General features: G+C 61.5%; 17 protein-coding genes and 1 pseudogene. 3 read left to right on the forward strand and 15 right to left on the reverse strand.

Features of this window, described 5'->3' with window-relative positions; translation table 11 throughout:
• The 3 genes from AC07V0_RS06375 to AC07V0_RS06385 all read right to left on the reverse strand — a co-directional run.
• Positions 1–4,725, reverse strand: a 4,725-nt coding sequence (locus AC07V0_RS06375; RefSeq protein WP_495019533.1) for an Ig-like domain-containing protein, incomplete at its 3' end; no start/stop codon positions are given.
• A 50-nt stretch (positions 4,726–4,775) separates the two neighbouring features.
• Positions 4,776–5,621, reverse strand: coding sequence for a sulfotransferase family protein (locus AC07V0_RS06380; protein WP_018929397.1), 846 nt, complete (start codon positions 5,619–5,621; stop codon positions 4,776–4,778).
• Between the two features lie 151 nt (positions 5,622–5,772).
• Positions 5,773–7,353 carry a glycosyltransferase family 39 protein gene (locus tag AC07V0_RS06385; protein WP_495019534.1) on the reverse strand — a complete coding sequence of 527 codons (1,581 nt, stop codon included), beginning with the start codon at positions 7,351–7,353 and terminating at the stop codon, positions 5,773–5,775.
• Positions 7,354–7,628: 275 nt separating this feature from the next.
• Between AC07V0_RS06385 and AC07V0_RS06390 the strand changes: the two genes are divergently transcribed.
• Positions 7,629–8,216 carry a phage tail protein gene (locus tag AC07V0_RS06390; protein ID WP_018929399.1) on the forward strand — a complete coding sequence of 196 codons (588 nt, stop codon included), beginning with the start codon at positions 7,629–7,631 and terminating at the stop codon, positions 8,214–8,216.
• A 56-nt stretch (positions 8,217–8,272) separates the two neighbouring features.
• Positions 8,273–8,584 carry a DUF6916 family protein gene (locus AC07V0_RS06395; protein ID WP_007940987.1) on the forward strand — a complete coding sequence of 104 codons (312 nt, stop codon included), beginning with the start codon at positions 8,273–8,275 and terminating at the stop codon, positions 8,582–8,584.
• 58 nt (positions 8,585–8,642) lie between these two features.
• On the opposite strand, the gene AC07V0_RS06400 is transcribed toward AC07V0_RS06395, so the two are convergent.
• The 12 genes and pseudogenes from AC07V0_RS06400 to AC07V0_RS06455 form a co-directional block, all read right to left on the reverse strand.
• Positions 8,643–9,140, reverse strand: a complete 498-nt coding sequence (locus AC07V0_RS06400) for a GNAT family N-acetyltransferase (RefSeq protein WP_477746690.1) — start codon at positions 9,138–9,140, stop codon at positions 8,643–8,645.
• Positions 9,141–9,151: 11 nt separating this feature from the next.
• Entirely contained in the window at positions 9,152–11,248 is a 2,097-nt protein-coding gene (locus AC07V0_RS06405) for a site-2 protease family protein (RefSeq protein ID WP_495019535.1), read from the reverse strand.
• Entirely contained in the window at positions 11,249–12,568 is a 1,320-nt protein-coding gene (locus AC07V0_RS06410) for an efflux RND transporter periplasmic adaptor subunit (RefSeq protein ID WP_495019536.1), read from the reverse strand.
• Complete coding sequence (locus tag AC07V0_RS06415; RefSeq protein ID WP_018929403.1) at positions 12,565–13,347, reverse strand: efflux RND transporter periplasmic adaptor subunit; 783 nt, start codon at positions 13,345–13,347, stop codon at positions 12,565–12,567. The genes AC07V0_RS06410 and AC07V0_RS06415 overlap by 4 nt, the downstream gene beginning before the upstream one ends.
• 124 nt (positions 13,348–13,471) lie before the next feature.
• Positions 13,472–13,633, reverse strand: a pseudogene (locus tag AC07V0_RS06420) (efflux transporter outer membrane subunit); the annotation flags it as partial.
• Positions 13,634–13,743: 110 nt separating this feature from the next.
• A complete protein-coding gene (locus AC07V0_RS06425; protein WP_086944199.1) occupies positions 13,744–14,610 on the reverse strand; it encodes an ABC transporter permease in 867 nt (288 codons plus the stop codon).
• Between the two features lie 20 nt (positions 14,611–14,630).
• Complete coding sequence (locus tag AC07V0_RS06430; RefSeq protein ID WP_018929406.1) at positions 14,631–15,491, reverse strand: ABC transporter ATP-binding protein; 861 nt, start codon at positions 15,489–15,491, stop codon at positions 14,631–14,633.
• A 5-nt stretch (positions 15,492–15,496) separates the two neighbouring features.
• Complete coding sequence (locus AC07V0_RS06435) at positions 15,497–16,522, reverse strand: ABC transporter substrate-binding protein (RefSeq protein WP_086944200.1); 1,026 nt, start codon at positions 16,520–16,522, stop codon at positions 15,497–15,499.
• Between the two features lie 15 nt (positions 16,523–16,537).
• Entirely contained in the window at positions 16,538–17,449 is a 912-nt protein-coding gene (locus AC07V0_RS06440) for a TauD/TfdA dioxygenase family protein (RefSeq protein WP_018929408.1), read from the reverse strand.
• A 291-nt stretch (positions 17,450–17,740) separates the two neighbouring features.
• Positions 17,741–19,108, reverse strand: coding sequence for an HlyD family type I secretion periplasmic adaptor subunit (locus tag AC07V0_RS06445; RefSeq protein WP_018929409.1), 1,368 nt, complete (start codon positions 19,106–19,108; stop codon positions 17,741–17,743).
• Positions 19,098–21,254, reverse strand: a complete 2,157-nt coding sequence (locus tag AC07V0_RS06450) for a type I secretion system permease/ATPase (protein WP_018929410.1) — start codon at positions 21,252–21,254, stop codon at positions 19,098–19,100. The genes AC07V0_RS06445 and AC07V0_RS06450 overlap by 11 nt, the downstream gene beginning before the upstream one ends.
• Positions 21,255–21,293: 39 nt before the next feature.
• The gene (locus AC07V0_RS06455; protein ID WP_495019537.1) at positions 21,294–22,646 is read right to left on the reverse strand and encodes a TolC family outer membrane protein; all 1,353 of its coding nucleotides are present in this window, start codon (positions 22,644–22,646) and stop codon (positions 21,294–21,296) included.
• 355 nt (positions 22,647–23,001) lie between these two features.
• On the opposite strand from AC07V0_RS06455, the gene AC07V0_RS06460 reads away from it, so the two are divergent.
• A partial coding sequence (locus tag AC07V0_RS06460) for a retention module-containing protein (RefSeq protein WP_495019538.1) occupies positions 23,002–25,610 on the forward strand: 2,609 nt, incomplete at its 3' end.

Below are 25,610 nucleotides of genomic sequence, written 5' to 3' on the forward strand. Positions count from 1 at the left end.
GCTGCTCACCGCCGTGAGCGTACCGTTGGCGATGGTCAGGTCGGCGTTGGTGAAACCGCTCACCGCTTCGCTGAAGGTGATCGTCACCAGTGAGGTTTCACCGATTTTCAGCGCGTTGTCGGCCACCACGATGGTCGCCGTCGGCAGCACCGTATCGATGGTGTAGTTGCCGGAGTTGGTGGTGCCGCTGCCGGTGTTGCCCGCCAGATCACTGACCCCGGTGTTGTTCAGGGTGATGACGTTGCTCGAGTCATTCACGCCGACGGTCGGGGTGAAGGTCGCGGTCCAGGTGATGCCGCCGTCACTGCTGCTCACCGCCGTGAGCGTACCGTTGGCGATGGTCAGGTCGGCGTTGGTGAAACCGCTCACCGCTTCGCTGAAGGTAATGGTCACCAGCGAGGTTTCGCCCGCGGTCAGCGTTGTATCGGCCAGCACAATCGTGGCGGTCGGGCGTACCGTGTCGATGGCGTAGTTATTGGAATCGGTGGTGCCGCTGCCGGCGTTGCCCGCCAAATCGCTGATCCCGGTATTGTCCAGGGTGATCAGGTTGGTGGTGTCGTTGATGCTGGCGCTCGGGGTGAAGGTCGCCGTCCAGGTGATGCCGCCGTCGCTGCTGCTCACCGCAGTGAGTGTGCCGTTGGCGATGGTCAGGTCAGCGTTGGTGAAACCGCTCACCGCTTCGCTGAAGGTGATGGTCACCAGCGAGGTTTCGCCGATTTTCAGTGCCGAGTCCGCGACCACGATGGTAGCCGTCGGGCGCACGGTGTCGATGGCGTAGTTGTTGGAGTCGGTCGTGCCAGTGCCCACGTTACCGCTGGCGGCCGCCTGCACGCCGGTGTTGTCCAGGGTGATCAGGTTGGTCGCGTCGGTGATGCTGGCAGTCGGGGTGAACGTCGCCGTCCAGGTGATGCCGCCGTCGCTGCTGCTCACCGCTGTGAGCGTACCGTTGGCGATCGTCAGGTCGGCGTTGGTGAAACCGGTTACGGCCTGATCGAAGGTGATGGTCACCAGTGAGGTTTCGCCGATTTTCAGTGCGTTGTCGGCTACCACGATCGTCGCGGTCGGCGGAGCGGTGTCGATCACGTAGTTGTTCGAGTTGGTGGTGCCGCTGCCGGTGTTGCCCGCCAGATCACTGACCCCGGTGTTGTTCAGGGTGATCAGGTTGGTGGTGTCGTTGATGCCCGCCGAAGGCGTGAAGGTCGCAGTCCAGGTGATGCCGCCATCGCTGCTGCTCACCGCGCTCAGCGTGCCATTGGCGATGGTCAGGTCGGCGTTGGTGAAACCGCTCACCGCTTCGCTGAAGGTAATGGTCACCAGCGAGGTTTCGCCCGCGGTCAGCGTCGTATCGGCCAGCACAATCGTGGCGGTCGGGCGCACGGTGTCGATGGCGTAGTTATTGGAATCGGTGGTGCCGCTGCCGGCGTTGCCCGCCAAATCGCTGATCCCGGTATTGTCCAGGGTGATCAGGTTGGTGGTGTCGTTGATGCTGGCGCTCGGGGTGAAGGTCGCCGTCCAGGTGATGCCGCCGTCGCTGCTGCTCACCGCAGTGAGCGTACCGTTGGCGATGGTCAGGTCCGCATTGGTGAAACCGCTCACCGCTTCGCTGAACGTAATGGTCACCAGCGAGGTTTCGCCGATTTTCAGTGCCGTGTCCGCGACCACGATAGTGGCCGTCGGGCGCACGGTGTCGATCGCATAGTTGTTGGAATCGGTGGTGCCGCTGCCGGCATTGCCGACAGCATCGATGACCCCGGTGTTGTCCAGGGTGATCAGGTTGGTCGTGTCGCTGATGCTGGAGGTCGGGGTGAAGGTCGCCGTCCAGGTGATGCCGCCGTCACTGCTGCTCACCGCAGTGAGTGTGCCGTTGGCGATGGTCAGGTCGGCATTGGTGAACCCGGTCACCGCTTCGCTGAAGGTGATCGTCACCAGTGAGGTTTCGCCGATTTTCAGCGCATTGTCCGCCACCACGATGGTCGCGGTCGGACGGAGCGTATCAATGGCATAGTTGTTCGAATCGGTGGTGCCGCTCCCGGTGTTGCCCGCCAGATCGCTGACCCCTGTGTTGTTCAGGGTGATCAGGTTGGTCGTGTCATTGACGCTGGCCGAAGGCGTGAAGGTCGCGGTCCAGGTGATGCCGCCATCGCTGCTGCTCACTGCCGTAAGCGTACCGTTGGCAATCGTCAGGTCGGCGTTGGTGAAACCGCTGACTGCTTCACTGAAGGTAATGGTCACCAGCGAGGTTTCACCAATGCTCAGGCTGGTATCGGCCACCACCAGGGTCGCGGTCGGGCGCACGGTATCGATGGCGTAGTTGTTGGAGTCGGTGGTGCCGCTACCGGCGTTGCCCGCCAGGTCGCTGACTCCGGTGTTGTCCAGAGTGATCAGGTTGGTCGTATCGGTGATGCTGGCGGTTGGGGTGAAGGTTCCCGTCCAGGTGATGCCGCCATCGCTGCTGCTCACCGCCGTGAGCGTACCGTTGGCAATCGTCAGGTCCGCGTTGGTGAGACCGGTGACCGCTTCATTGAAGGTGATGGTCACCAGCGAGGTTTCGCCGACTTTCAGCGCATTGTCCGCCACCACGATGGTCGCGGTCGGGCGTACGGTGTCGACCGTGTAGTTATTGGAGTTGGTGGTGCCGACGCCGGCGGTGCCCAGGCCGTTTATCACGCCGGTGTTGTCCAGGGTGATGACGTTGGTCGTATCGGAAATACTGGCGGACGGGGTGAACGTTGCCGTCCAGGTGATGCCGCCATCGCTGCTGCTGACGGCGCTCAGGGTGCCGTTGGGGATAGTCAGGTCCGCGTTGGTGAAACCGGTCACGGCCTCGGAAAAGGTGATCGTCACCAAGGACGTTTCGCCGATGCTCAGTGTGGTGTCGGTGACCACAATGGTCGCGGTCGGCGGTGGCGAATACGCGGTGTTGAGTACGCCACCGTCGTTGTAGATAGTCGAGAAAGAGGTCGGCGAGGTGCCGGTTGAACCTCCGCCCTGCGCGGTACCGCCTGCACCACTGGCTGCGGCATTACCGGCCAGGGCCGCGAAGTTGGCAGCCGTGATCAGTAGCGTGCCTTTGTTCCAGATCGCACCGACGCCCCGGCCGCCAATGCCGCCATTACTGGCATTGCTGCCTTGGCCACCACCACCGCCACCGCCGCCACCGGCGCCGATGTTGTTGCTGATGGTCGACGTGCCGATGACGGTTATGGTGCCGCTGCTGGCGTTGTAGATCCCGCCTACCGCGTTGCCGCCAGCACCACCTACCTTGTCCCAACCGGCCCCGCCGCCGCCACCGCCAATGGAAATCGTGCCATTGGTGGCCGTCGCACCGTTACCGCCGTTGCTGTAATAGGAAACGCCCACCCCGCCAGCACCGCCAGTGGTGGAACCACCGCGACCGCCCATGTGGGTGGCGTCATAGCCGCCGCCATAACCACCGACACCGCCGCTGCCCGCCTGGCCGCCCAATGTGCCGGTGCCCGGCCCTGCCGAACCGCCGTGCCCGCCGCCCTGGCCGCCCAAACCGCCACCACCGCCGCCGCCACCACCGTAAAAAGCGCCCGTGACACCGCCGCCGCCACCACCACCGGAAGCGGCGTTGGAGGTCACGGTAACGTTTTTCAGGGTCAGGTTCCCGGCGTTGAAAATCCCCCCGGCCATTGCGCCCGTGGCGCCGTAGCCACCGTTGCCACCGTTGCCCGCCACCAGGCCACGGGTGATCACCAGGCCATCGAGCGTCACGGTACTGCCAGACGCCACTTCAACCACTCGGGTCTTGTACTGACCATCAAGAGTCACATCTGCCACACCGTCGTTGTTCAAGTCGCCATCAACGTAGACGTTCTTGTTGATCAGCAATTCGGAGGTCAACTGCACCGTCATGCCGGTGCTGAATGTGACGATATCGCCGTTCTGCGCCGAGGCGAGGGCGGCACGCAGCGAGCCGACGCCCGTGTTGGCGTTGTTGGTGGCGGTCCAGGTGGCCAGGCCCCACTGATACTCGCTCATGGCCTTGGTCGAGAGTACGTTGGCGCTTTCGATGTTGCCGGTGGCAATTTCCAGATTCCAGTCGCCACCGACCCCGGTGCGGTTGCTGGAAGCGGCGATATCACGGCCGGTCAGTTGCGCCAGCGAGTCGACGAAACTCAAGCCGCGCTCGCCTTCGGCGGTGTAGCAGCCGTAGATCAAGATGTCGCCGCCGACGTTCATGTCCTTGCCGATTTCCGCCAGCACGGCGCTGCGGGCCGCGACGTTATCGGCCGACAGATAACTATTACCCAGCCACAGATCGCCTGCGTTGCCGTGGGCAATGATCTGCACCGAACTGATGCCCTGATGGGTGTCGAGGTAGTCGGCAATCTGCTGCAAGCCGTCCTTGCCCGCGTCCAGCTGGACCACCTGAGTGCCCGGCGCGACGCCTTTAAGCAGGCTGTTGGCGTCCTTGACCCGCGAATCGACGAACACCACGCTTTGCCCTGGCACCGCGACAGGTGTCGGGGTTGGCGTGGCATCGGCCTGGCCGTGGGTGTCCTTGCTGGCGACCGACTTGTCGGCAGTCGGTGCCTTGACCGCGTCGGCCGTGGTATGGGTGTCAGCCTGGGCAGTATCGGCCACTGTGGCGGCCACCGCGCCGTCGAACAGCATGCGCGGCTCCAGGGACATGATCATTGGCGTGGCCAGCGCTCGTGCGCCCTCGGTAACCCGCGACTTGCCTTTGCTCCACCACATGCTGCTCACCCGGACTCGAACTTTTTGACAGACCAATGAAAACGCCGCGATCAACTGATCGCGGCGTCGGCTTTCATACGAATGACATTGGCGGCGCTGGCTGAGCCATCGAGCCAAAAGGACAACTCGGCGTATTGCTTGAACAAATCCGGCGGCAGGATCGTGCGCCTGGACTGCAATTGAACCTTGGCCTTCACCTTGTGCAGCCCCGAGAGGCCAAGGGCCTGGTCGAATTCCGGCGCGTCGTAGGCCAAATGATCGAAATCATGTTCGAACCAGGGTTCACCGATGAAGTCGTAAACCAGCCGCATCACCCGCTCTGGCGCCTGGCTCAGCAGGTCGTAATCGATGATCAGCAGTGAGTCGGCGTGTTCGCCGTAATAGGCTTCCTTGAGGGCGGCCCAGGAAAACCCCACCAACCGATTGCGTTGGGCCAGGGTTTCGCAGCGGCTGTAGACCGTGTTGCGCTCAACCGCATCGCCGAACAGCTTGGTGTTTTCGAAGGGATTGGCGCGGTACAGGCGCTCGATGCTGTCCATGACCCAGGCGACATTGCGCACACAGGCAATGATCTTGGCTTGAGGGAACAGATCGCTGATCGCCGGCAGGCGCGAACTCCACAAGCGGTTGGTGTCGAACACTACCGGTTTGTCGGCCTTGTCGGCGTAGTAAGAATCGAACAGGCCACGCAACAGGCGGCGACGCAGGTCGGTGTCGATCACCGCGCCGAATTCGCTGCCGGCGCTGCATTGCTCCAGAACGCCGGAAAAGAGTGCGCCCACGGGGCTGGTCATGCCGGCATGGAAACGCGGATTCTGCAAAAGAATGGCAGAAAGCAGGGTCGAGCCCGAGCGCGGCAAGCCGGAGATAAAGTGGAATTGTTGCAATCCATTCACCCGTCATTCAGTCCTTTGTACGACGGAGCGTAGACCATGAATGGCCTTACAGCTAGTGGTGTTTTGATATCAAATTGGAGCTAAATCGACTGGAAAACGCAATTTATATAACTGTTTAAAAGTTGAATCGTTTAAGCCCTGAAACCACGAATTACTTCAGCACATACAAGCGTGCCACGGCGCCTCCCCCCCGGGCTTCGTCGACGCGTTGCCAGCCCGCGGGCAATGGAGCGAACTCGTCCGCCCCCTCGAGGGTACCGACCAGCCATACCCGACCAGTGCCTTTGGGCAAGGCATCGAGGCTATCCAGGTAGATGTCATTGGTCACCAGCGTACCGAAACCGTAGGCGTTCGGCCGGCTCGACCGGCTCGACCGGCCATCGGCCAATGGTGGCGTGTACAGCATCGGTTTGGCGTTGGTCTGGTTGTAATAGACGTAACTCAGGTACCAGAGCATGTCACTGGTGACGATTCGGTCGCCGGGCATGAAGTGCTGGTTCACGTGTTTGGCCATGACGCTGATCTGATCCTCAGTATCCACCGTGGCATTGTTCTTCACCCCCACCAGCTCGACACCGACAAACAGCAGCAGCACGGCCAGTGCCAAGACCTTGAAGTCTGCGTACAAGCGATCGACGGCCAGTGCGACAACCATCGGCAGACCCAAGGCGTAAGCGGTCAGGTAACGCTCGATGAACACCGGCGAGATGAACGACACCGCAAACACCAGCAATAACGGGACCGCGGTGTAGATCACCGCCAGCACACTGCCACGGAACACACTGCGGTCGCGGGCCAGCGCCACGCCCGCCAGGGCCACCAATGCCAGTGGCAGCGCGATAAAAATCAGCGTGGGCAGGTTCTCGCCATCGTCCTGGATCAGGAGCGACCAGATCATCGACGGCAATGAGTCGAGCATGACGGGGGGCTCCCACCCCACATCACCATTGGCCTTGAGCAGATCCAAGTGCTGGATCAGATCGATCAGGCTGGGCACCCACGGCAAGTACAACAGCACGATGGCCACATTGGCCAGCCACCAGCCCGAGCGCTGAATGTGTCGCAGTCGATACCCTGGCTGTACACGTATCATGCCCAGATACAACCAGTGACACAGCACGCACAGCGCGGTGAAGTAATGGGTGTAGAACGCCGCTGTCATCAGCAGGGTGTAGATCACCAGATAGCGCGTGCGTTGTGGCCGTTTTATCCAGTACACCAGGGCGATCGTGGCGCCGATCAGCCACATCCCCAACAGCGAATACATCCGCACTTCCTGGCTATACCGCACCGCCGTGGGCAACAGCGCCAGCAGAACCCCGGCCAGCAACGCGGCGCGGCGGGTCGCGAGCAGGTCCACCAGCCAGACACCGAGCCCGACCGTGGCAATCCCCGGCAGCGCGCTCAGGCAACGAATCGAAAAAATGCCGTCGCCGAACAGCCCGATCCAGCCGTGCAGCAGCATGAAATACAGCGGCGGATGCACATCATGGGCTGCATGTTCCCAGATCCCGGCCAGAGAGTACTGGCTCAACAACAGGCTGGACCCTTCGTCACCCCAGATCGCCGCCGCCGTCAGGTCGTAAAAACGCACCAGCGCAGCCAATGCCAGGATCGGCAGCAGCCAGTGCTCCCGCGCCCACCGCAATAAGCGACGGGCAGCCGCCCATGAGCCCGGTGTTGCGTGCGGATCCTGAGTGTCACCCAGCGGTGTTTCTCTGCGCGCCTCCATTGCCTCCCCTTGTTTCAACCTGATGTGCCTCGACCTAATGAACTTCGACCAGTGAATACGCAATTTTCTCAAGCACTGTAGGACAGGCTCAGGCCCGTCGTCGATGCTGGCTTTACGACGGACGACGTCCGGCAATCATTCCGATCAGCGTCTACGCTTTGGCGTGGCGTGACCCAGCCACGGAGATGAACGGAGTCGGCTGATCACTGCGATCCGCCCGGATAACCGGGCCTGCGATGTGACATATCAGACACTAACCTGAGGGATGAGGAACTATGGAAGTATTCATGGGCACTATCCAACCTTTCGCCTTTAACTTCGCCCCCAACGGCTGGGCCCTGTGCTATGGCCAGACGCTGGGGATCTCGCAATACCAGGCGCTGTTCTCACTGCTGGGAACCTACTATGGAGGCAATGGCACCACCAATTTCATGCTGCCCAACCTGCAGGGGCGCATGCCGATTGCCCAGGGCAACGGCCTGGGCCTGACCCCGCGTGTCATCGGCGAGGTCTCCGGGACCGAAAACGTCACCGCGACCATCAATAACCTGCCCAACCACACCCACGCCCTGTCCGGGCTCACGGCCACCACCACCCTGCAACTGGCCAGCCCGGCGAGCAACCCGGTCACCAACCCGACCGCGACCAACTCCTACATCGGTGCCTCGGGCGGCGGGCCAGGCTCGGCGAGCATCTACTCCGATCAGCAAGGTGCTGCGGCGGTACCGCTCAAGGGTGTCACGAGCACGGTGACGGGGGAAATCTCGTCCGCCGGCAATGGTTTGCCCATGACGGTGATGAACCCGTTCCTGGTGCTCAACTTCAGCATCGCCCTGAACGGATTGTTCCCTTCACGTAACTGAGGGTCTGGCCGGGGGATGCACATCCCCCGGCCACTTTTGCTTGATGGAGGGATGCCATGCTGCAACAGGTTCAAAGCCAACACTTTCAGGCACTGCTGGGCAAGACCGGGACGCTGCGGCTGCCCGATGGCAGTGAATTGCCGATCCATATCGACACCCTTAAAGAAACGCCCCATTCACAGATGCCCAAAAGCGAGCGCATGCCGTTCAGCGTCGAGCTCAACAGCCTGCAACCCACCGACTTTGTCGATGGCTTGTGTGCGCTGGAGTTGCCAGAACTGGGCCAGGTGGAAAATATTTTCGTCTCGCGAGTACCGACCATGGGGCGGGATCCCGACGTGGGTTATTTCTACATCGCCTTCAACTGAGACTTTGTGGGAGCGGGCTTATGTGGTGAGCCCCTCACCACACTTTTTTGTATTGCTCTTAACCCTGCGGGTACCACACCAACCGCTCCGCCGCCGGGTTGCGCTCTTCAACCTGAAACCCCAGCGCCAGGTAATGCTGGCGCGCATGGGGATTGTTGGCCCAGACCACCGTCGCCACCGGGCAGCGGATTTGTTGCGCGGCTTTCTGCACGCCTTGCAGCACCGTCCGCCCGTAACCCCGGCCTCGGGCCTGGGGGATGAACGCCAGGTACAGCACGCGAATTTCATTGGGACCGAAGTCGGTGGTCAACGCGCCGATGGCTGTGTCGAGTTTCTCGATCACGTAATGCATGGCGTTGGGAAAGTTTTCCCCCAGTCCTTGTTCCTGCACGGTGAATTGCTGGGCAACCACCTGTTGAACCACTTCCTGCTCGCCGTCGATCCATTGCAGATCCGGCCGCGCCGCCTGGTAAAGGCTATGCAGAAAAGGTCCATCGCTGGTGCGCGAAGGCCTGACCACCAGGCCGTCCGCTGCCACTGAATCGCTGTTCGTCATCGCTGTTCTCCCTAGAAACCGCTTTCCCTGACCCCCAGGGCTGCCATGCGCCGCCAGGCAACGCCCAACAACGATTCGCCGCTGCCCTGCAACACCACAATGCCGCGCAAAGGTTGCACCGGCGTCGGCGTCTCTTCGAGGACGCTCAACCGCGCGCCATACTGCGCCTGCACCGGCTCGGCGCGCTGATGCTCATCCCGGCGTACGGCAATCGGCCCGTGATGATCGGAAGTCAGCGCCTCTTGATCGACATAGGCCGCGCCGTTGGTATCGATTTCGCTTAATTGCACGGCAATCGCCGGGTGCATCGGGTCATCGGCGATGAACCGCCCGCGAGCACCCGAAGCAACACGCCAGAGCTCGGCTTCAGCCAGATAACCGCGCAACCGCGCGCCGTCTTCGACCACCCGCACCAAAGGATCTTTAGTCGAAAGCCAGCGACCGACCGTTAACTGCGGCAACAGGTCGCGCACCTTGCCGGCGTGGGGCGCACGCAATAGCAGTCGCTCACGCTGGGCGACCAGGCCGCGGTATTCAGCCACCGCTTCCGCCAGGCGCTGCTCGACGATTCCGGCGTCGGCCGCGGTTTCGCTGCGGCTGGCCTGACGACGCATCTGCAACTGCTGAATCTGGATCTCGCGGCGGACGATGGCCTGGCGTGAGTCCAGGTCCGGTGATTCCAGCTCGATCAGCACCTCGCCCTGGGCGACAACCTGACCGTCATGCACATTCACCGTTTTTACCCGCGCCGCCACCGGCGCGTGCAAGGCGCTGGTGTGTCCCGCCTCCAGCATCGTCGGCAGCTCCACCGCGCTGCGCCACGGCAGCGCCAGCAGCAACAACAGCCCGAACAATGTCAGGCTGCTGAGCAGTACCCGAGGTGTATGCGCCTGTTCGCGACGACTCCACCATTGCCGCCACTCGCTCAGGATCGGCAGGAAGATGAACCACACCAGCTCCACCAGCATCAGGAAGATCCCCAATACCTTGAAGAACAGGTGATAAACCGCCAGCGCAATCCCGAAAAACAACGCCGCGCGCCATAGCCACGAGCCGTATCCCCAGATCAACAACCGCCGCTGCATCCTCGGCGCCCACGGCTCCGGCGCCGGGGCAGCGTAGCCGAACAGGAACTCGCGCAATCGCCAGCGACACAAGGCAAAGGCACGTCCCTGAAGGTTGTCCACTTCCCAGAAGTCGCTGAGCAAGAAGTAGCCGTCGAAACGCATGAACGGGTTGAGGTTGATCACCAGCGTAGTAATCCAGGTCGCACTGGCGAGCATGAACGCCGCCGTGCGCCCGGGGCCATCGGGCAGCAGTGACCAGGCGAGCAGCGCGATACAGGCCAGCACCAGTTCCGCCAGCACCCCGCCGGCGCCGATCAGCAAACGCGCACGTCTATCGTTGACCCGCCAGGCGTCGCTGACGTCCGTGTAGAACATCGGCAGCAGCACCATGATCGCCACGCCCATGCTCTGCACCCGACAACCGGCGCGCTTGGCCATGAAGGCGTGGCCGAATTCGTGGCACAGCTTGGCGAAAAACAACGCCACCGCGAACGCCAGCGCGCCACCGAGGCTGAACAGGTGCGGAAAGGTGGCGATGAATCGCTGCCAGTCCCGCGACACCAGAAACACCCCGAGCCCCAGCGTCGCGGGCAATCCGTAGCGCAATGCGCGCGGGCCGAAACGCTCCAGCCACGGCCAGACGCGATTGAGAAAGGCGTCCGGACGCCACAGCGGAATCCGGAAAAACAGGTATTGATGCAGCAGGATTTTCCACAGGCTCTGGCGCTGAGCCGCGGCCTTCAGGCTGCAACTGGCGCGCTGCGATGGGTCGAGGGCGCTGATCAGGTCGTGGCCGCGCAAAAATTCCAGCAATTGCTCAAGCGCCGCGCCGTCCAGCGGCAGCCCTGGCTCGCGGTTGGCGGCACGCAGCACCTGCTCGGGATCACCCAGGGACCAATGACGCAGCAAGCGCATCGCCGCCGCGCCGAGTTTGAAATAACGTCCACGCACCGGGTCGGCCAGGGTCCAGCATGGTGACCCGTCGAGGGCCGGCGCCGCCGTCGACAATTGCAGGTCTGCCCGCAGGCTCGGCAGGCTCATCTAAAGGCCTACGCTCTGACGCAACCCGGCCAGCGGTCGACGCAACAGGTACAGCGCCAGCGGCGCACGGTCACCGAAGACTTTCGCCGTGCCACGCAAGCCAATGCGCGGCGGTGCGCCGTCGAATGTCGCATCCAGTCGATAAGCCAGTTGCCCGCCAGCTGTTGGCTGCGCTTCATAGGCCGAACGTTCGAGCCTGGCCTGGTGCCGCTGCAGTGGATCGCTGTCGAGAAACAGCGCGACCTGCGCCCCAGGCTCCAGGGCGATCGCATCGCCCACGGCCAATTCGATGCGCAACTCGGCCTGATTCGGGTCGGCGAGTTCCATCAAGCGCTCGCCGGTCTGTACCGGTTTGCCGGTCCAGCGTTCGGCATCGGCGAACACCGCGATGCCATCCCGCTCGGCACGCACTTCGCTGCGTTTGAGCAGTTCACGGGCGTAATCCCGTTCGGCGCGTTTCTGCTCGACACGTGCGGCCAGCAGATCGATTTTCGAACTGGATTCGGCATCGGCGAAGGAACGTTGGGAATTGGCCTTGAGTTCCGCTTCGGCAACGCCCAGAGCGCGCTCGGCCACATCAGCCTGAGCCTTGAGCGTGGTGCTTTCGAAACGCAGCAGCAGGTCGCCGGTCTTCACCGTCTGGTTGGGTTTGACCAGGAACTCGGCGATCACCCCGTCCAGCGGCGCCGCGACCACCCGACCGCCCAACGGGACGACCTCAGCCGGCGCCAACACCGATTGGCGCACCGGAATCAGTAACCCGAGCAACAACACGGCGACCAGTGCCACCTGACGCTTGCGCGTCCAGCGCAGTCGCCAGGGTTTGCGCGGTTGCAGCGCCAGCCAGGCATGGCTGTAGGTGTCGCCCAGTTGCGACAACAGCACCTGCTCGGCAGGGTTCCACGACACATCCCGCGCCAGCCACAGCCCGCCGAATATCTCGCCCTGATGATCAATCAGTGGCAACCAGAACACCTGAGCGGCCGACAGACTTTGCCAATCGGCCTGAATCGATTCACTGAGCAGATCGGGCGCGATCACCCGTGCCTGTTTCAGCACCTCGAGCTTGAACAACTGCGCGACCGCTTGCTCGACAAACGCCACGAACGGCGCATTCGGCTCCACCGCACTGACACCGGTCACCGCCTGCACCTTGCCGGCGATCAACAATGCGGCATGGCGGAAACTGAACAGCGACTGACCGTCATTGACCAGGCTGTAGGCCAGTTGCGAAGAATTACGAGCCGCGCGGGTCTGGCGTTCGAGGTCGAGAAACCTGGCGAACACCTGCTCGGCGCCGCCCGTTACCGGGGCGTTCACTTGAGCTCCGCGAAACGCGCCGTTCCGCTCATGCCGGCCAACAGGCCGCTGGCGTTGGGCAGTGTCGCCACCAGCAGCAAGGTCTGGCTGCCTTCGTCGATCCGCGCGCCGAGGCGCTTGACCGTGGCATCCAGCGGCTGACCGGTTTCATCGGGGACAAAACTGAACGTCTGGCCGGGCTTGAGCTTGCCCATCCAGCGTGACGGCACCAACAGGTGAATTTCCAGGGTGCGGTTATCGACCACATCCAGCAACGGCGCGCCAGCGGCAACGCTTTCGTAGCGCTTGACCTTGCGCTCGACGACCTGGCCATCGAACGGCGCGACCACGCTGCAGCGCTTGACCTGAACCTGATAAACCTGAGATTGCGCCTGGGTTTCGCTGACCTTGGCCTCGGCCCGCGCCACTTCAAAGCGCCCCACCGAATTCAACGCCGCCAGTTGCCGATTATGGGCCAGCTCCTCACCGGCGCCACGATTGGCGGCCTGTGCCGCGTTGAGCTGAGCCTGATAAGCCGAACAGTCAAACCGCGCCAGGGTGTCGCCCTTTTTGAACGACTCGCCCTCACTGAACGGCAACTCGACAATCCGCCCGGACAACTCACTGGCGAGCACCGCCTGATCCCGGGCTCGCAACACACCACGGGCCTCACTGCTGGCTGACGCGTTACCGCCGACCGCGTTGCTTTCCAGCAGCGGATCGTCTGGCGCAGGCGTTTGCGCCTGCACTACGCACGTTACAAAGGTTAATCCCGCAACCCAAACACGAAAACGCCGCATAACCGTAACTCCCTGACGGATGAGCGGAGTCTACGACAGCGGGGGAACGCGTCAAGCGGATGGCCATCATTGGTTGGAGCGCGCGTTGGCGGATAGGTATTAATTTCCTTACAAATCATCCATATCAACGCTGCGCCATCTCCGCCACCGGATACACCAACTCCCATCCCCCACCCAACGCCTTGTACAACCCCACCATCGCCAACGACACCCCGGTCGAGCTCTCGACCCACTGCTGCTGGGTCGCCAGCAATTCGCCTTGCACGGTGAGGATGTTGATCTGATCTGGATTGATTCAGACGCAATGCTAGCAAACATCCTTCTGACTGATGTATTGGCAGGTCTGCCGCCATCGCGGGCAAGCCCGCGAAGGGGCCAGATCAGACACCGCAAAACTCAGCGTTGCATCCCCCAACGCTTCACCGTCACCCGCTCCAACGTATCAAACACCAGATTCTCCACCAGCAAACCGATCAGGATTACCACCGCCAACCCGGCAAACACCTTGTCGGTGTACAGCTCATTACGGTTCTGGAAGATGTACCACCCCAACCCACCCTTGCCGCTGGTGGCGCCAAATACCAGTTCAGCGGCGATCAGCGTGCGCCAGGCGAACGCCCAGCCGATTTTCAAACCGGCGAGGATCGACGGCAACGCGGCCGGGATCAGGATGAACAACACGAAACGCATGCCCTTGAGGCCGTAATTGCGCCCCGCCATGCGCAGGGTTTCCGAAACGCCAAGGAACCCGGCATAGGTGTTCAAGGCCAACGCCCAGAGCACCGAATGCACCAGTACAAAAATCAGACTGTTCTGCCCCAGCCCGAACCACAGCAGCGCCAGCGGCAACAGCGCAATCGCCGGCAACGGGTTGAACATCGAGGTCAGCGTGCTCAGCAGATCGCGACCCAATTGTGTCGACACCGCCAATGTGGTCAGGGCAAACGCCAGCACAATCCCGATCAGGTAGCCCTTCAACAACACCACCAGCGAAATCCACACCTTGCCCAACAGTTCACCGCTGAGCAGGCCGTCGTACAGCGCGCTGGCGGTTTGCAGAAAACCTGGCAGCAGCAGGTCGTTATTCTGGTAACGGGCAACGGCTTCCCAGAGCAGCGCGAGCACAATCAGGATCAGGCTTTTACGCAACCAGCCCTGTTGCCAGAGACGCTGACCGAGGGCTAACTCACGCTCCAGCGGGACGCTCGTCAGCGGCTGCAAAATGGTTTCGTACTCTTTACGCGCGGATGATAGCGGGCTCATCGGGCACTCCTCTCAATGGCTCAATAAGCGATGCGAATATCGGCGAAATCCAGCTCACGCGCGGTTTCCGGTGACTGGCCTTCATCGAACAACAGCCGATGAATCCGCCGTGCCGATTCCTGGAACGCCACGCCGCCGAGGCTGTGCAAATCGTATTGATGGCTGTGGACTTCGGCTCGTACCCGCCCCGGATGAGGCGACAGCAGCAGAATCCGATTACCCACCACCAACGCCTCTTCGATGGAGTGAGTGACGAACAGCAGCGTGAAACGCACCTCTTCCCAGAGCAGCAGCAACTCTTCCTGCATCTTGCGCCGGGTCAGCGCGTCGAGGGCGGCGAAGGGTTCATCCATCAACAGGATTTTCGGTTGCATCGCCAACGCCCGGGCAATCGCCACCCGAGCTTTCATGCCGCCAGACAAGGTATGCGGATAGGCATCGGCAAACGCCGCCAGACCGACCTTGTCCAGATAGTGCAGCGCCCGCTCTTCAGCCTCTTTACGCTTGAGGGTTTTGGAAGCGAGCAGCGGAAACATCACGTTCTGCTTGACGGTTTTCCACGGCGGCAGCTGATCGAACTCCTGGAACACCACGATCCGGTCCGGCCCCGGCGCATCGACCCGCTGGCCTTGCAGGCGAATCTCGCCCTCACAGGGCGGGATGAACCCGGCGACCGCCTTGAGCAACGTCGATTTTCCGCAGCCGGACGGACCGAGCAACACAAAGCGGTCCGCCGGATCGATCTCGAAACTGACCTGATGGGTCGCTCGAACCACACGCGCAGGCGTGCGGTATTCCAGGCTGACCTGGTCGACCGACAGCAGCGCTTGCGCGGCCGCGATCGGATTGCTGGCCGTGTGGCCTTGCAAGGGGGCGTTCATGTCGATCAGCTCCCTTGCAGCGGTTTGGCATCCTGGAAGAAGTAATCCTTCCACGAATCCGGTTTGTTTTTGATCGCGCCGACGCGGTAGAGGAACTCGGCCAGTGGGTAAGTGTTTTTCGGCGTGACGGTAAATTCGAACTGCGGGTTGTCGATGATTTTCAGCAACGCCGCACGGTCGATTTTTGCCTTGGTGACACGGATGTATGTGTCGGCCGCCGCGCCTTTATCGCTCTGCGCAAACTCGGCCGCTTCGGTCAGCGCCGCGATGAAGGCTTTATAGGTTTTCGGATTCTCGTTGCGGAACTTCTCGGTGGCGAACAACACGGTCGGCGAATTCGGGCCGAGCAGGTCGTAGGTGTTCAGCACCACGTGCACGCTGGGGTTTTCCAGCGCCTGATCCTGGAAGGGCGGGTTAGAGAAGTGCCCGGTCAACTCGGTGCCGCCAGCGATCAGTGCCGCAGTGGCATCCGGGTGCGGAACGGCGATGGTGTACTTGTCGAGGCGATTGAATTCTTTGTCGCCCCATTGCTTGGCTGCTGCGTATTGCAGGAAGCGCGACTGCACCGACACCCCGACCGCCGGCACCGCAATGCGGTCCTTTTCGGTGAAGTCAGCGATGGTTTTGACCTTCGGGTTATTACTCACCAGGTAGTAAGGGAAGTTGCCCAGGGAAGCCACGGCCTTGACGTTCTGTTTGCCGTGAGTGCGGTCCCAGATGGTCAGCAGCGGCCCGACGCCGGCACCGGCAATGTCGATGGAACCGGAGAGCAGCGCATCGTTGACCGCCGAGCCGCCGGAGAGCTGGGTCCAGTCGACCTTGATGTCGATGCCTTCCTGCTTGCCGTATTTCTCGATCAGGTTCTGATCGCGCACCACGTTGAGCAGCAGATAAACGATGCCGAATTGTTCGGCGATACGAATTTCACCCTCGGCGTGGGCCACGGTCGGCGCCACCAGGCTGCCGGCGAGCAGGCTGAAACCCAGGCCGATAGCGGCGGCCAACGGTGCAAATGGAAGACGTTTGGACATGAGGGTTCTCCGAAATCAGAAAGGCGCGTCGCCCTGGATGGTGGTGCGATACAACTTGCGGCGCAGATGGCTGGGACATCCGGCGGCGAGGTGAATCAGCGAGCGGTTGTCCCAGAACACCAGGTCGTGGGCCTGCCATTGATGGCGGTAAATGTTTTGCGGCAACACGCTGTGGGCGTAGAGCTCGTCGAGCAATTGTTTGCTCTCGTCTTCCGGCAAACCGACGATGCGGGTGGTGAAGCCCTCGCTGACGAACAACGCCTTGCGACCGTTTTCCGGGTGGGTGCGGACGATCGGATGAACAACTTCAGCGACCTGAGCCAGTTGCTCCGGCGTCAGGGTCGGACGCCAGTTGCCCTCGAATTTGCTCTCGCTGTAGCGCGCCGTGTAGGAATGCGCGGCCGAACGACCTTCGACGGCTTTACGCAGCGCCTCGGGCAAGCTGTCCCAGGCTTTGTGCATGTCGGCGAACAGCGTGTCGCCGCCTTCGGAGGGCAGCTCCTGGGCATGCAGCATCGAGCCCAGGCTCGGCAGTTCTTTATAAGAGAGATCGGAGTGCCAGAACTTTCCGGCATCACCGAGGCCGATGGATTGGCCGTTTTCGATGATGTTGGAAACGATGAGAATTTCCGGATGCCCGGCCAGCAGGAATTGCTTGAGCACGTGGATCTGCAACACGCCGAAACGGCGGCTGAAGGCGATCTGCTGTTCAGGGGTTATGCGCTGGTCGCGGAACACCACCACATGATGATCCAGGTGCGCACGGTGGATTCGGGAGAAGTCCTGGTCATTGATTGGGCGAGACAGATCCAGGCCGATGATTTCGGCACCGACGGCGCCGCTGAACGGGCGGATTTCGAAGGCTTGCGACGCGAGGGTGGCGGCGCTTGTTGGCTCAGGCTTTGGGGAAAAAGAGACAGCTGGCATAAAAATCACTCCCACGCACGGCGCGCTCAAGGGCGCGCGTCGATCAGAAACTCACGGAGGTCCCGTGTTGGTTCGTGTCGTGCGGCGCGCCGATTGGTCGGCAGGTACGCAGGGAAGTGACTTTATAGGTATAAGAATTTAAATTTAAATACCGTTAGCGAATAACGATATGGCTTTTGAAGTGTGGTGTCTTTGAGGACGCTTTCGCGGGCAAGCCTCGCTCCTACAGAAGCCCCGCGTCCTGTAGGAGCGAGGCTTGCCCGCGAAGAGGCCATCAGCCTCACCCGAAAACTACCGCTCGTGCAACGCCTCGGCGCGAGCCCGGATAATCGGCTTGAGCAAATAACTGAGTATGGTCTTCTTGCCAGTAATGATATCCACCGACGCCACCATCCCCGGAATGATCAGCAACGGCTTTTCATCCGTCCCGAGGTGGCTGCGCTCGGTGCGCAGTTTGATGATGTAGTACGTGGTCTTCTTGTCTTCGTCGGTGATGGTGTCGGCACCGATCTGCTCCAGCTTGGCTTTCAGCCCGCCATAAATGGTGTAGTCGTAAGCCGTGAACTTCACCGTGGCGTCTTGCCCCGGATGCAGGAAGGCGATGTCTTGCGGGCGAATCTTGGCTTCCACCAGCAAGGTGTCGTCCAGCGGCACGATTTCCACCAGGTCGCTGCCCGGCTGGATCACGCCACCGATGGTGTTCACCAGCAACTTGTTGACGATGCCCCGTACCGGCGATGTCACCAGCGTTCGGCTGACCCGGTCTTCCAGCGCTTTGCCGGTAGCCTGGGCCTTGTTCAGATCGGTGCGCGCTTCGTTGAGTTGAGTCAAGGCTTCACTGCGGAATTTGCCGCGAGTCTCGTCGATCTTGCGCTGAACTTCCTTGATCGCCGATTCGGCGCGAGGGATCGCCAGGGTGGTGGCGTCCAATTGGCCGCGGGTTTCGACCTCGGCACGCTTGAGTCGCAATACCTCGACCGGGGATACCGCGCCCTGAGCCACCAACGGCTCGGACATGGCGATTTCCTGACGCTGCAAGGCCAGACCGCTGCGGTACTGGGCCTGTTTGGAGGTGAACTCGCGCAGCTCCTGTTGCTTCTGGATCAACTGCTCCTGCAAGCCACCGATCTCATCGTGCAGTTGCTGACGACGGCTGACGTACAACGATTCTTCGCTGGCAGCCTGGCCAGGCACGGCTTTGAGCACATCGGCGGGGAAATTCAACGGACGGTCATCGACCTCGGCGCTCAAGCGCTCCACGCGCAACAGCATCGACAGCCGATCGGCCTCGGTTTCGCCAACATTGGAGGCAAACCGTGTGTCGTCCAGACGTATCAGCGGCGCGCCAGCCTCGACGATTTGCCCTTCCTTGACGAACAGCTCGGAAACGATGCCACCCTCAAGGTTCTGGATTTTCTGGATCTTCGACGACGGAATCGCCTTGCCGTCACCCTTGGTGACTTCATCGATCACCGCGAAGTTGGCCCAGAGCATCAGGAACACGAAGAAGCCGATGATCGCCCAGATCGTCAACCGCACCACGCGCGGGGCGTCCTCGATCAGCGCTTTGTTGACCTCGGGAAGGGGCTGGCCTTGCAGCGACGCGGAGCCTTTGAAGTAGCGGCGGATGGATTCTTTGACCCCGGACTTAAGCAACACTGATCTGCCCCTTTTTCAACGCTTCCATCACGGCGGCTTTCGGGCCATCGGCGAGAATCTGCCCGCGGTCGATCACCAGCAGGCGATCCACCAGCGACAACAGCGAGGCCCGGTGCGTCACCAGCACCACGGTCTTGTTTTCCACCACGGCAGCGAGGCGTTGTTTCAGGCGCTCTTCGCCAGTGTTGTCCATGGCGCTGGTGGGTTCGTCCAGCAACAGGATCGGCGGGTTGAGCAGCAACGCTCGGGCCAGGGCCACGTTCTGGCGCTGACCGCCGGACAGGTTCTGCCCACGCTCACCTACTTGCAGTTCATAACCTTGCGGGTGCAGGCGGGCGAACTCATGGACGCCGGCCAGCTCTGCAGCTTGCAGCACCAATTCGTCTTCGACATAGCGCGCGCCCGACACCAGGTTGTCGCGCAACGTACCGGCGAGCAATTGGATGTCCTGGGGCACGTAGCCAATATTGTGGCGCAGTTCGCTGACGTCGATCTGGCGGATATCCACACCATCCACCAGCAACGCGCCGTCGTCCGGCTGATAGAGGCCCACCAGCAGTTTGGCCAGGGAGCTTTTGCCCGAGCCGCTGCGACCGATGATGCCGATCTTCTCGCCCGGCTTGATGATCAGGTTGATGCCCTTCAGCGCGGGGTTCTGTTGATTCGGATAGGTGAAGGTCAGCTGACGGCATTCAATGGCGCCTTGCAGGACCTTGCGGCTCAGCGGGCGCTCGTCGAAATTGCGCTCCTGAGGCAACTCCATCATCTGATCGACCGAGGTCATGGTCACGCGGGCTTGCTGGTAGCGGGTCAGCAGACCGGACAGCGAGGCCAGCGGGCTGAGGGCGCGACCGCTGAGCATGTAACAGGCGATCAAACCGCCCATGCTCAGGTTGCCGGCAATGATCTGGTACACGCCGAAGACGATCATGATCACCCCGGCCAATTGCTGAATCAGCAAGGTGATGTTCATCGCCAGACCAGACAGCATTTTCACCCGCAGCTCAAGGCGGCTGAGGGTGCCGATAGTCTGTTCCCACTGATACTGGCGTTCGCTTTCAGCGTTGTTGACCTTGACCGCATCAAGACCGGCGAGGGTTTCGATCAGGCTCGACTGGCGCTCGGCGCCCAGGGCCATGGTTCGCTCCATGGTCGCCACCAGCGGCTTCTGCAAGGCATAACCGATCAGCAGCGCAATCGGGAACGCCAGCACCGGAATCCACACCAGATGCCCGCCGAGGATCGCGATGACCAGGAAGATCAACAGCGTAAACGGCAGGTCGATCAGGCTGGTAAGGGTCAGCGACGCGAGGAAGTCGCGCAGGCTCTGAAATTCATGGATGTTCTGGGCAAAGCTGCCGACCCGCGCCGGGCGGTACTTCATGGCCATGCCGACGATGCGCTCAAACAGCGTCGCTGAAATGATCAGGTCGGTTTTCTTGCCGGCCAGGTCCAGGCACAGACTGCGCAGGCTCTTGAGAATCAGGTCGAACACATAAGCGCCGGTGATGCCGATGGCCAGCACCCAAAGGGTCGATTCGGCCTGGTTCGGCACCACGCGGTCGTAGACATTCATCACGAACAGCGGCGCGGCCATGGCGATGATATTGATCAGCAGACTGGCAGCGATGGCGTCGACGTACAGCCAGCGCGAACGCTTGAGGGTGTCGCGAAACCACGAACGCGCGCGCGGGATCAGCGTGCCGTGGTTAACGTCGAATTTGTGCTGGGGTTGGGCGAAGAACACTTTGCCGCTGTAGTCGTCGGCGAGCAGTTCACGACTGACGCAGACTTCGCCACCATCGCTTTCACTGAGCAGCAAGCGGGCCTGGTCTTCACCGTGCCAGCCGAGCAGCACCGCACTGCGTCCGTCCTTGAGCAGCAACAGCGCCGGCATGGCGATCGCCGGAATCTGCTCCAGCTTGCGTTGCAGCACCCGCCCTTGCAGCCCGGCGCGAGCGGCCGCACGAGGCAGCAGTTCGACGCTCAGGCGCTGTTTGGGCAACGGCAAGCCGGTGGTCAGCATCGCCGCGCTGGCCGGCTTCTGGTGCAAAGTGCAGAGGGCTAGCAGGCCGTCCAATAACGGATCGTCATGCAGCGCGCGTGGATCATGAATGAGTTGAACTCGACTGACTTCTGATTCCACGCTCGACACTCTTGGCTAACGGTTGAAATGGGGCAGGGCTCAATTCATCCCAGGCAGCTGGACCTTGGGCTTCACGTCATTCTGCACAACGGATGCCAACGGTGCGACCACGCCCTGACTTTTGAGCAATTCACCCATGGTCGCCTTGATTCGGTACTGAGTAAATAACTGAATGTTTTTGATCTCGACCAGCCGACGGGAAGCGGTGAACAGCTCGTTTTCACTGTCGAGCAAGTCAAGCAGCGTCCGTTCGCCGAGGCTGAATTGCTTCTGATACGCGCCGCGCACGCTGGCGCTACGATCGACATATTGCTGGGCGATCGGCACCTGGGCGTTGGCGTTGTTCAAGGCATTCCAGGCCAGGCCCAGTTCTTCATTCAACACACGCAGGGCGTTGTTGCGGATATCCAGCGCCTGGTTCGACAGGTAGGACTTGGATTCCAGATCGGCCTTGTTGCTGCCACCGGCAAACAAATTGAAGCGCATGCGCAGCATGGCCTGCCATTCGTTGTTGTGACCGTTCTGACCATCGAGGTCGTTGTCGGCGGTGCGACCCAGTTCGGCATCGAAGCGCGGGTAGAAGCTCGACTTGGCGGCTTCGTACTGTTTCTCGGCAGCAGCGATATCCGATTCGGCGGAACGCAGGATCGGGCTGTTTTCCAGCATCTGCGCCCGGGCTTCATTCAGGTTGGCTGGCAACAGCGCCATAAAATCGGCAGGCCGCTCCAGTTGATCGGGCATTTGGCCGACGGCACTGAGGAAGTTGGTCTGGGCGTCTGCCAGGTTGGTCTGCTCGGTGATCAGATTGTTGCGGGCCTGGGCCATGCGTGCTTCGGCCTGATCGAGGTCGGCGCCGCTGCCCACGCCGCGCTGGGTACGCAATTTGATCTGGTCAAAAATCCGTTCGTGGTTTTTCAGGTTGTCTTCGGCCAGGCGCACGAATTCGCGGCGGGTCAGCACATCGAGATAAACCTGAGCGACGGTCAACGCGGTGCGTTCCGAGGTGCCCATCAAGGAATAAGCGCGGGAATTAACGGTGGCTTGTTGACGCCCCACTTCGCTGGACGTCGCAAAACCGTCAAAAACCATCTGTGACAGACGTAAACTTGACTCGCTCCGGTTCAGCGTTTCCCAGTGGTTGCTGTCGCCAGCGGCACGGGTGGAGACACTGTCGGTGCCTTCACGACCATAACCGCCCAGCAGATCGACCCGTGGCAGGTATCCACCTTTTGCAGCCTTTAATTGATAATCCGCGGCCAGCCGACTATTGACCCCTGCCTGGATTTCCGGATGGACATCCAGTGCCTGTTGCATGGCCTGCGGAAGGGTTTGCGCCTGAACAACGCTGGCGGCAAAGGCGAAGGGTAGAACCTTGAACAGGTGCAAACGCATAGTTGGAATTTCCCGGGACTTCTTGTCTTGAATCACTGCAGAACATGGCGCTGCATCGCATGGTGGCAACCGGAATGACCGTATGTCGGAAAGTTCAAAATCGGAACTGGATCACACGCTGTAGGACAGGTCGCCGCTTAAATATCAATGTGACATTACCTTGACGATTGTTTAGGATGACTCCCATAAGGTCAATAGTTTGGCATAAAGTTAATTTCGAAAAAATATAGCCAAATTATTGACGATTACGCGTCAAAGCTATGTATCGAATTTTGTAAGAACGTCCAGCCCGATCGGCGAACACGCCCGAGCGGTTCATGGAAGTCAACTGAACGTGACACCCGGAGAGTCTTCAATGAGCAGTGTTGTTGCCATCGTCAAAAGCATTGTTGGTCAGGTTTTCGCGGTGTCCCCAGAGGGCATCCGCCGCGTACTCGTTGAAGGCGACCGGTTGTTTGTGGGCGACCAGGTGGACACGGGTGCCGCCGGCGCCATTACCCTTGAACTGGCTGACGGGCGGACCCTGGACCTGGGCCGCGACACTCAGTGGAGTGGCAGCAATCCGGACTCCAGCACCGACCTTGCACAAGCCACTGCACAAGCCGCGCCATCGGTTGACGAATTGCAGCAAGCCATCGCTGCCGGTGTCGACCCGACCACCGCTCTTGAAGCCACCGCAGCCGGCCCTACTGCCGCGAGCGCGGGCGGCTCTGCCGGTGGCGGCCACAGCTTCGTGGCTCTGGAGGCAACCGCTGCCCGGGTCGACCCGACCATTGGCTTCCCTACCGCAGGCCTCGCCACTGCGGCTTTGGCAACACAAAACACCACTGGCGGCCAGACCGCCAATACCAGCACCAATGCTCTGCGCGAATCGACCCTGAGCCTGAGCGCCACGCCGACCATCACCGAGGCCGGTGGCGTGCTGGTTTACACCGCGACCCTGACCCAGGCGCCGCTGACCGACCTGACCATCACCCTGTCCAACGGCGCGGTGATCGTGATCACCGCCGGCCAGACCACCGGTACCGTCAACGTTCCGCTGGCGCCGAACGACACTGTTTATAACGATCCGACCCAAATCGACGTGACCGTCACTGGCACCACGGGTGGCAGCGGTATCGTGGTCACCCCGCCGACTGCTCCGGCCGTGACCCAGGTCACCGACACCGTCGACACCACTACCGTTACGCTGACAGCGGGTTCAAGCGTCACTGAAGGTGGCCAGATCACCTACACCGCGACCCTGACCAACCCGGCGCAGACGCCGGTCACCGTGACCCTGTCCAACGGCTCGACCATCACCATCGAAGCCGGAAAAACCACCGGATCCGTGAACGTCGAAACCCCGGCCAACGACGTCTACAACAACGGCAGCACCGTCAGCACCACGATCACCGGTGCGACCGGTGGCAACTTCGAGAACCTCGTACCGAGCACCACGCCGGCCGTCACCACCATTACCGACTCGATCGACAGTACCGGCCTGACCCTCAGCGCCACCGGCACCGTTGTCGAAGGCGGCCAGATCACTTACACCGCCACCCTGACCAACCCGGCTGGCACGCCGATGACCGTGACCTTGAGCAATGGCTCGGTCATTACCATCGAAGCGGGCAAAACCACCGGCAGCGTGACCGTCGATACCCCGGCCAATGACGTCTACAACAACGGCAGCACCGTCAGCACCACGATCACCGGTGCCACCGGTGGCAATTTCGAGAACCTCGTACCGAGCACCACGCCGGCCGTCACCACCATTACCGACTCGATCGACAACACCGGCCTGACCCTGACTGCCACCGGCAGCGTCACGGAAGGCGGCCAGATCACCTACACCGCCACCCTGACCAACCCGGCGCAGACGCCGGTCACCGTTACCCTGTCCAACGGTTCGACCATCACCATCGAAGCCGGAAAAACCACCGGCTCCGTGAACGTCGAAACCCCGGCCAATGACGTCTACAACAACGGCAGCACCGTCAGCACCACGATCACCGGTGCGACCGGTGGCAATTTCGAGAACCTCGTACCGAGCACCACGCCGGCCGTCACCACCATTACCGACTCGATCGACAGTACCGGCCTGACCCTCAGCGCCACCGGCACCGTTGTCGAAGGCGGCCAGATCACTTACACCGCCACCCTGACCAACCCGGCTGGCACGCCGATGACCGTGACCTTGAGCAATGGCTCGGTCATTACCATCGAAGCGGGCAAGACCACCGGCAGCGTGACCGTCGATACCCCGGCCAATGACGTCTACAACAACGGCAGCACCGTCAGCACCACGATCACCGGCACCACCGGCGGTAATTTCGAACAACTGACCCCGAGCACCGAGCCGGCACTCACCACCATCACCGATTCGAAAGACGACACCGGCCTGAGCCTGTCGGCGTCCACCGAAGTGGCCGAAGGTGGTCAGATTCTGTACACCGCGACCCTGACCAATCCGGCGGGCACGCCAGTCACCGTGACCTTGAGCAACGGGGCCGTGATCACCATCGCTGCAGGCGCGACCACTGGCAGCGTGAGCGTCGCCGCCCCTGCCGATGACGTTTACAAAGACACCGGCACGGTCCAGGCCACCATCTCCACCGCCACCGGTGGCAATTTCGAAAACCTGGTGCCGAGCACTGCCCCGGCAGCCACCACCGTCACCGATACCATCGACACCAGCACCGTTTCGCTGACTGCGACCGCGAACGCCGCCGAAGGTGGGACCGTGGTGTACACCGCGTCCGTGTCAGCGCCAGTCACCGGCTCGCCAGTCGTTGTGACCCTGTCCAACGGCCAGACCATTACCATCCCGGTTGGCTCGAGCAGCGCCAGCGTCAACTTCACCGCGCCGAACGATGCGCTGGCCGGCGGCAACTCCCTGAGCGTGAAGATCGACGATGCCAAGGGCGGCAACTACGAGAAGCTGGAAGTCGACGGCAAGTCGGCGGATACCTCGGTGACCGA

This window comes from Pseudomonas sp. GW821-FHT01E10, from assembly GCF_059422365.1.

What these genes read in the sequence shown, in the direction of transcription:
- AC07V0_RS06395 (WP_007940987.1), top strand. Translation starts at nt 8,273, where the DNA reads ATGCTGCAACAGGTTCAAAGCCAACACTTTCAGGCACTGCTGGGCAAG.
- AC07V0_RS06400 (WP_477746690.1), bottom strand. Translation starts at nt 9,140, where the DNA reads ATGACGAACAGCGATTCAGTGGCAGCGGACGGCCTGGTGGTCAGGCCT.
- AC07V0_RS06385 (WP_495019534.1), bottom strand. Translation starts at nt 7,353, where the DNA reads ATGGAGGCGCGCAGAGAAACACCGCTGGGTGACACTCAGGATCCGCAC.
- AC07V0_RS06435 (WP_086944200.1), bottom strand. Translation starts at nt 16,522, where the DNA reads ATGTCCAAACGTCTTCCATTTGCACCGTTGGCCGCCGCTATCGGCCTG.
- AC07V0_RS06390 (WP_018929399.1), top strand. Translation starts at nt 7,629, where the DNA reads ATGGAAGTATTCATGGGCACTATCCAACCTTTCGCCTTTAACTTCGCC.
- AC07V0_RS06425 (WP_086944199.1), bottom strand. Translation starts at nt 14,610, where the DNA reads ATGAGCCCGCTATCATCCGCGCGTAAAGAGTACGAAACCATTTTGCAG.
- AC07V0_RS06430 (WP_018929406.1), bottom strand. Translation starts at nt 15,491, where the DNA reads ATGAACGCCCCCTTGCAAGGCCACACGGCCAGCAATCCGATCGCGGCC.
- AC07V0_RS06440 (WP_018929408.1), bottom strand. Translation starts at nt 17,449, where the DNA reads ATGCCAGCTGTCTCTTTTTCCCCAAAGCCTGAGCCAACAAGCGCCGCC.
- AC07V0_RS06455 (WP_495019537.1), bottom strand. Translation starts at nt 22,646, where the DNA reads ATGCGTTTGCACCTGTTCAAGGTTCTACCCTTCGCCTTTGCCGCCAGC.
- AC07V0_RS06415 (WP_018929403.1), bottom strand. Translation starts at nt 13,347, where the DNA reads ATGCGGCGTTTTCGTGTTTGGGTTGCGGGATTAACCTTTGTAACGTGC.
- AC07V0_RS06405 (WP_495019535.1), bottom strand. Translation starts at nt 11,248, where the DNA reads ATGAGCCTGCCGAGCCTGCGGGCAGACCTGCAATTGTCGACGGCGGCG.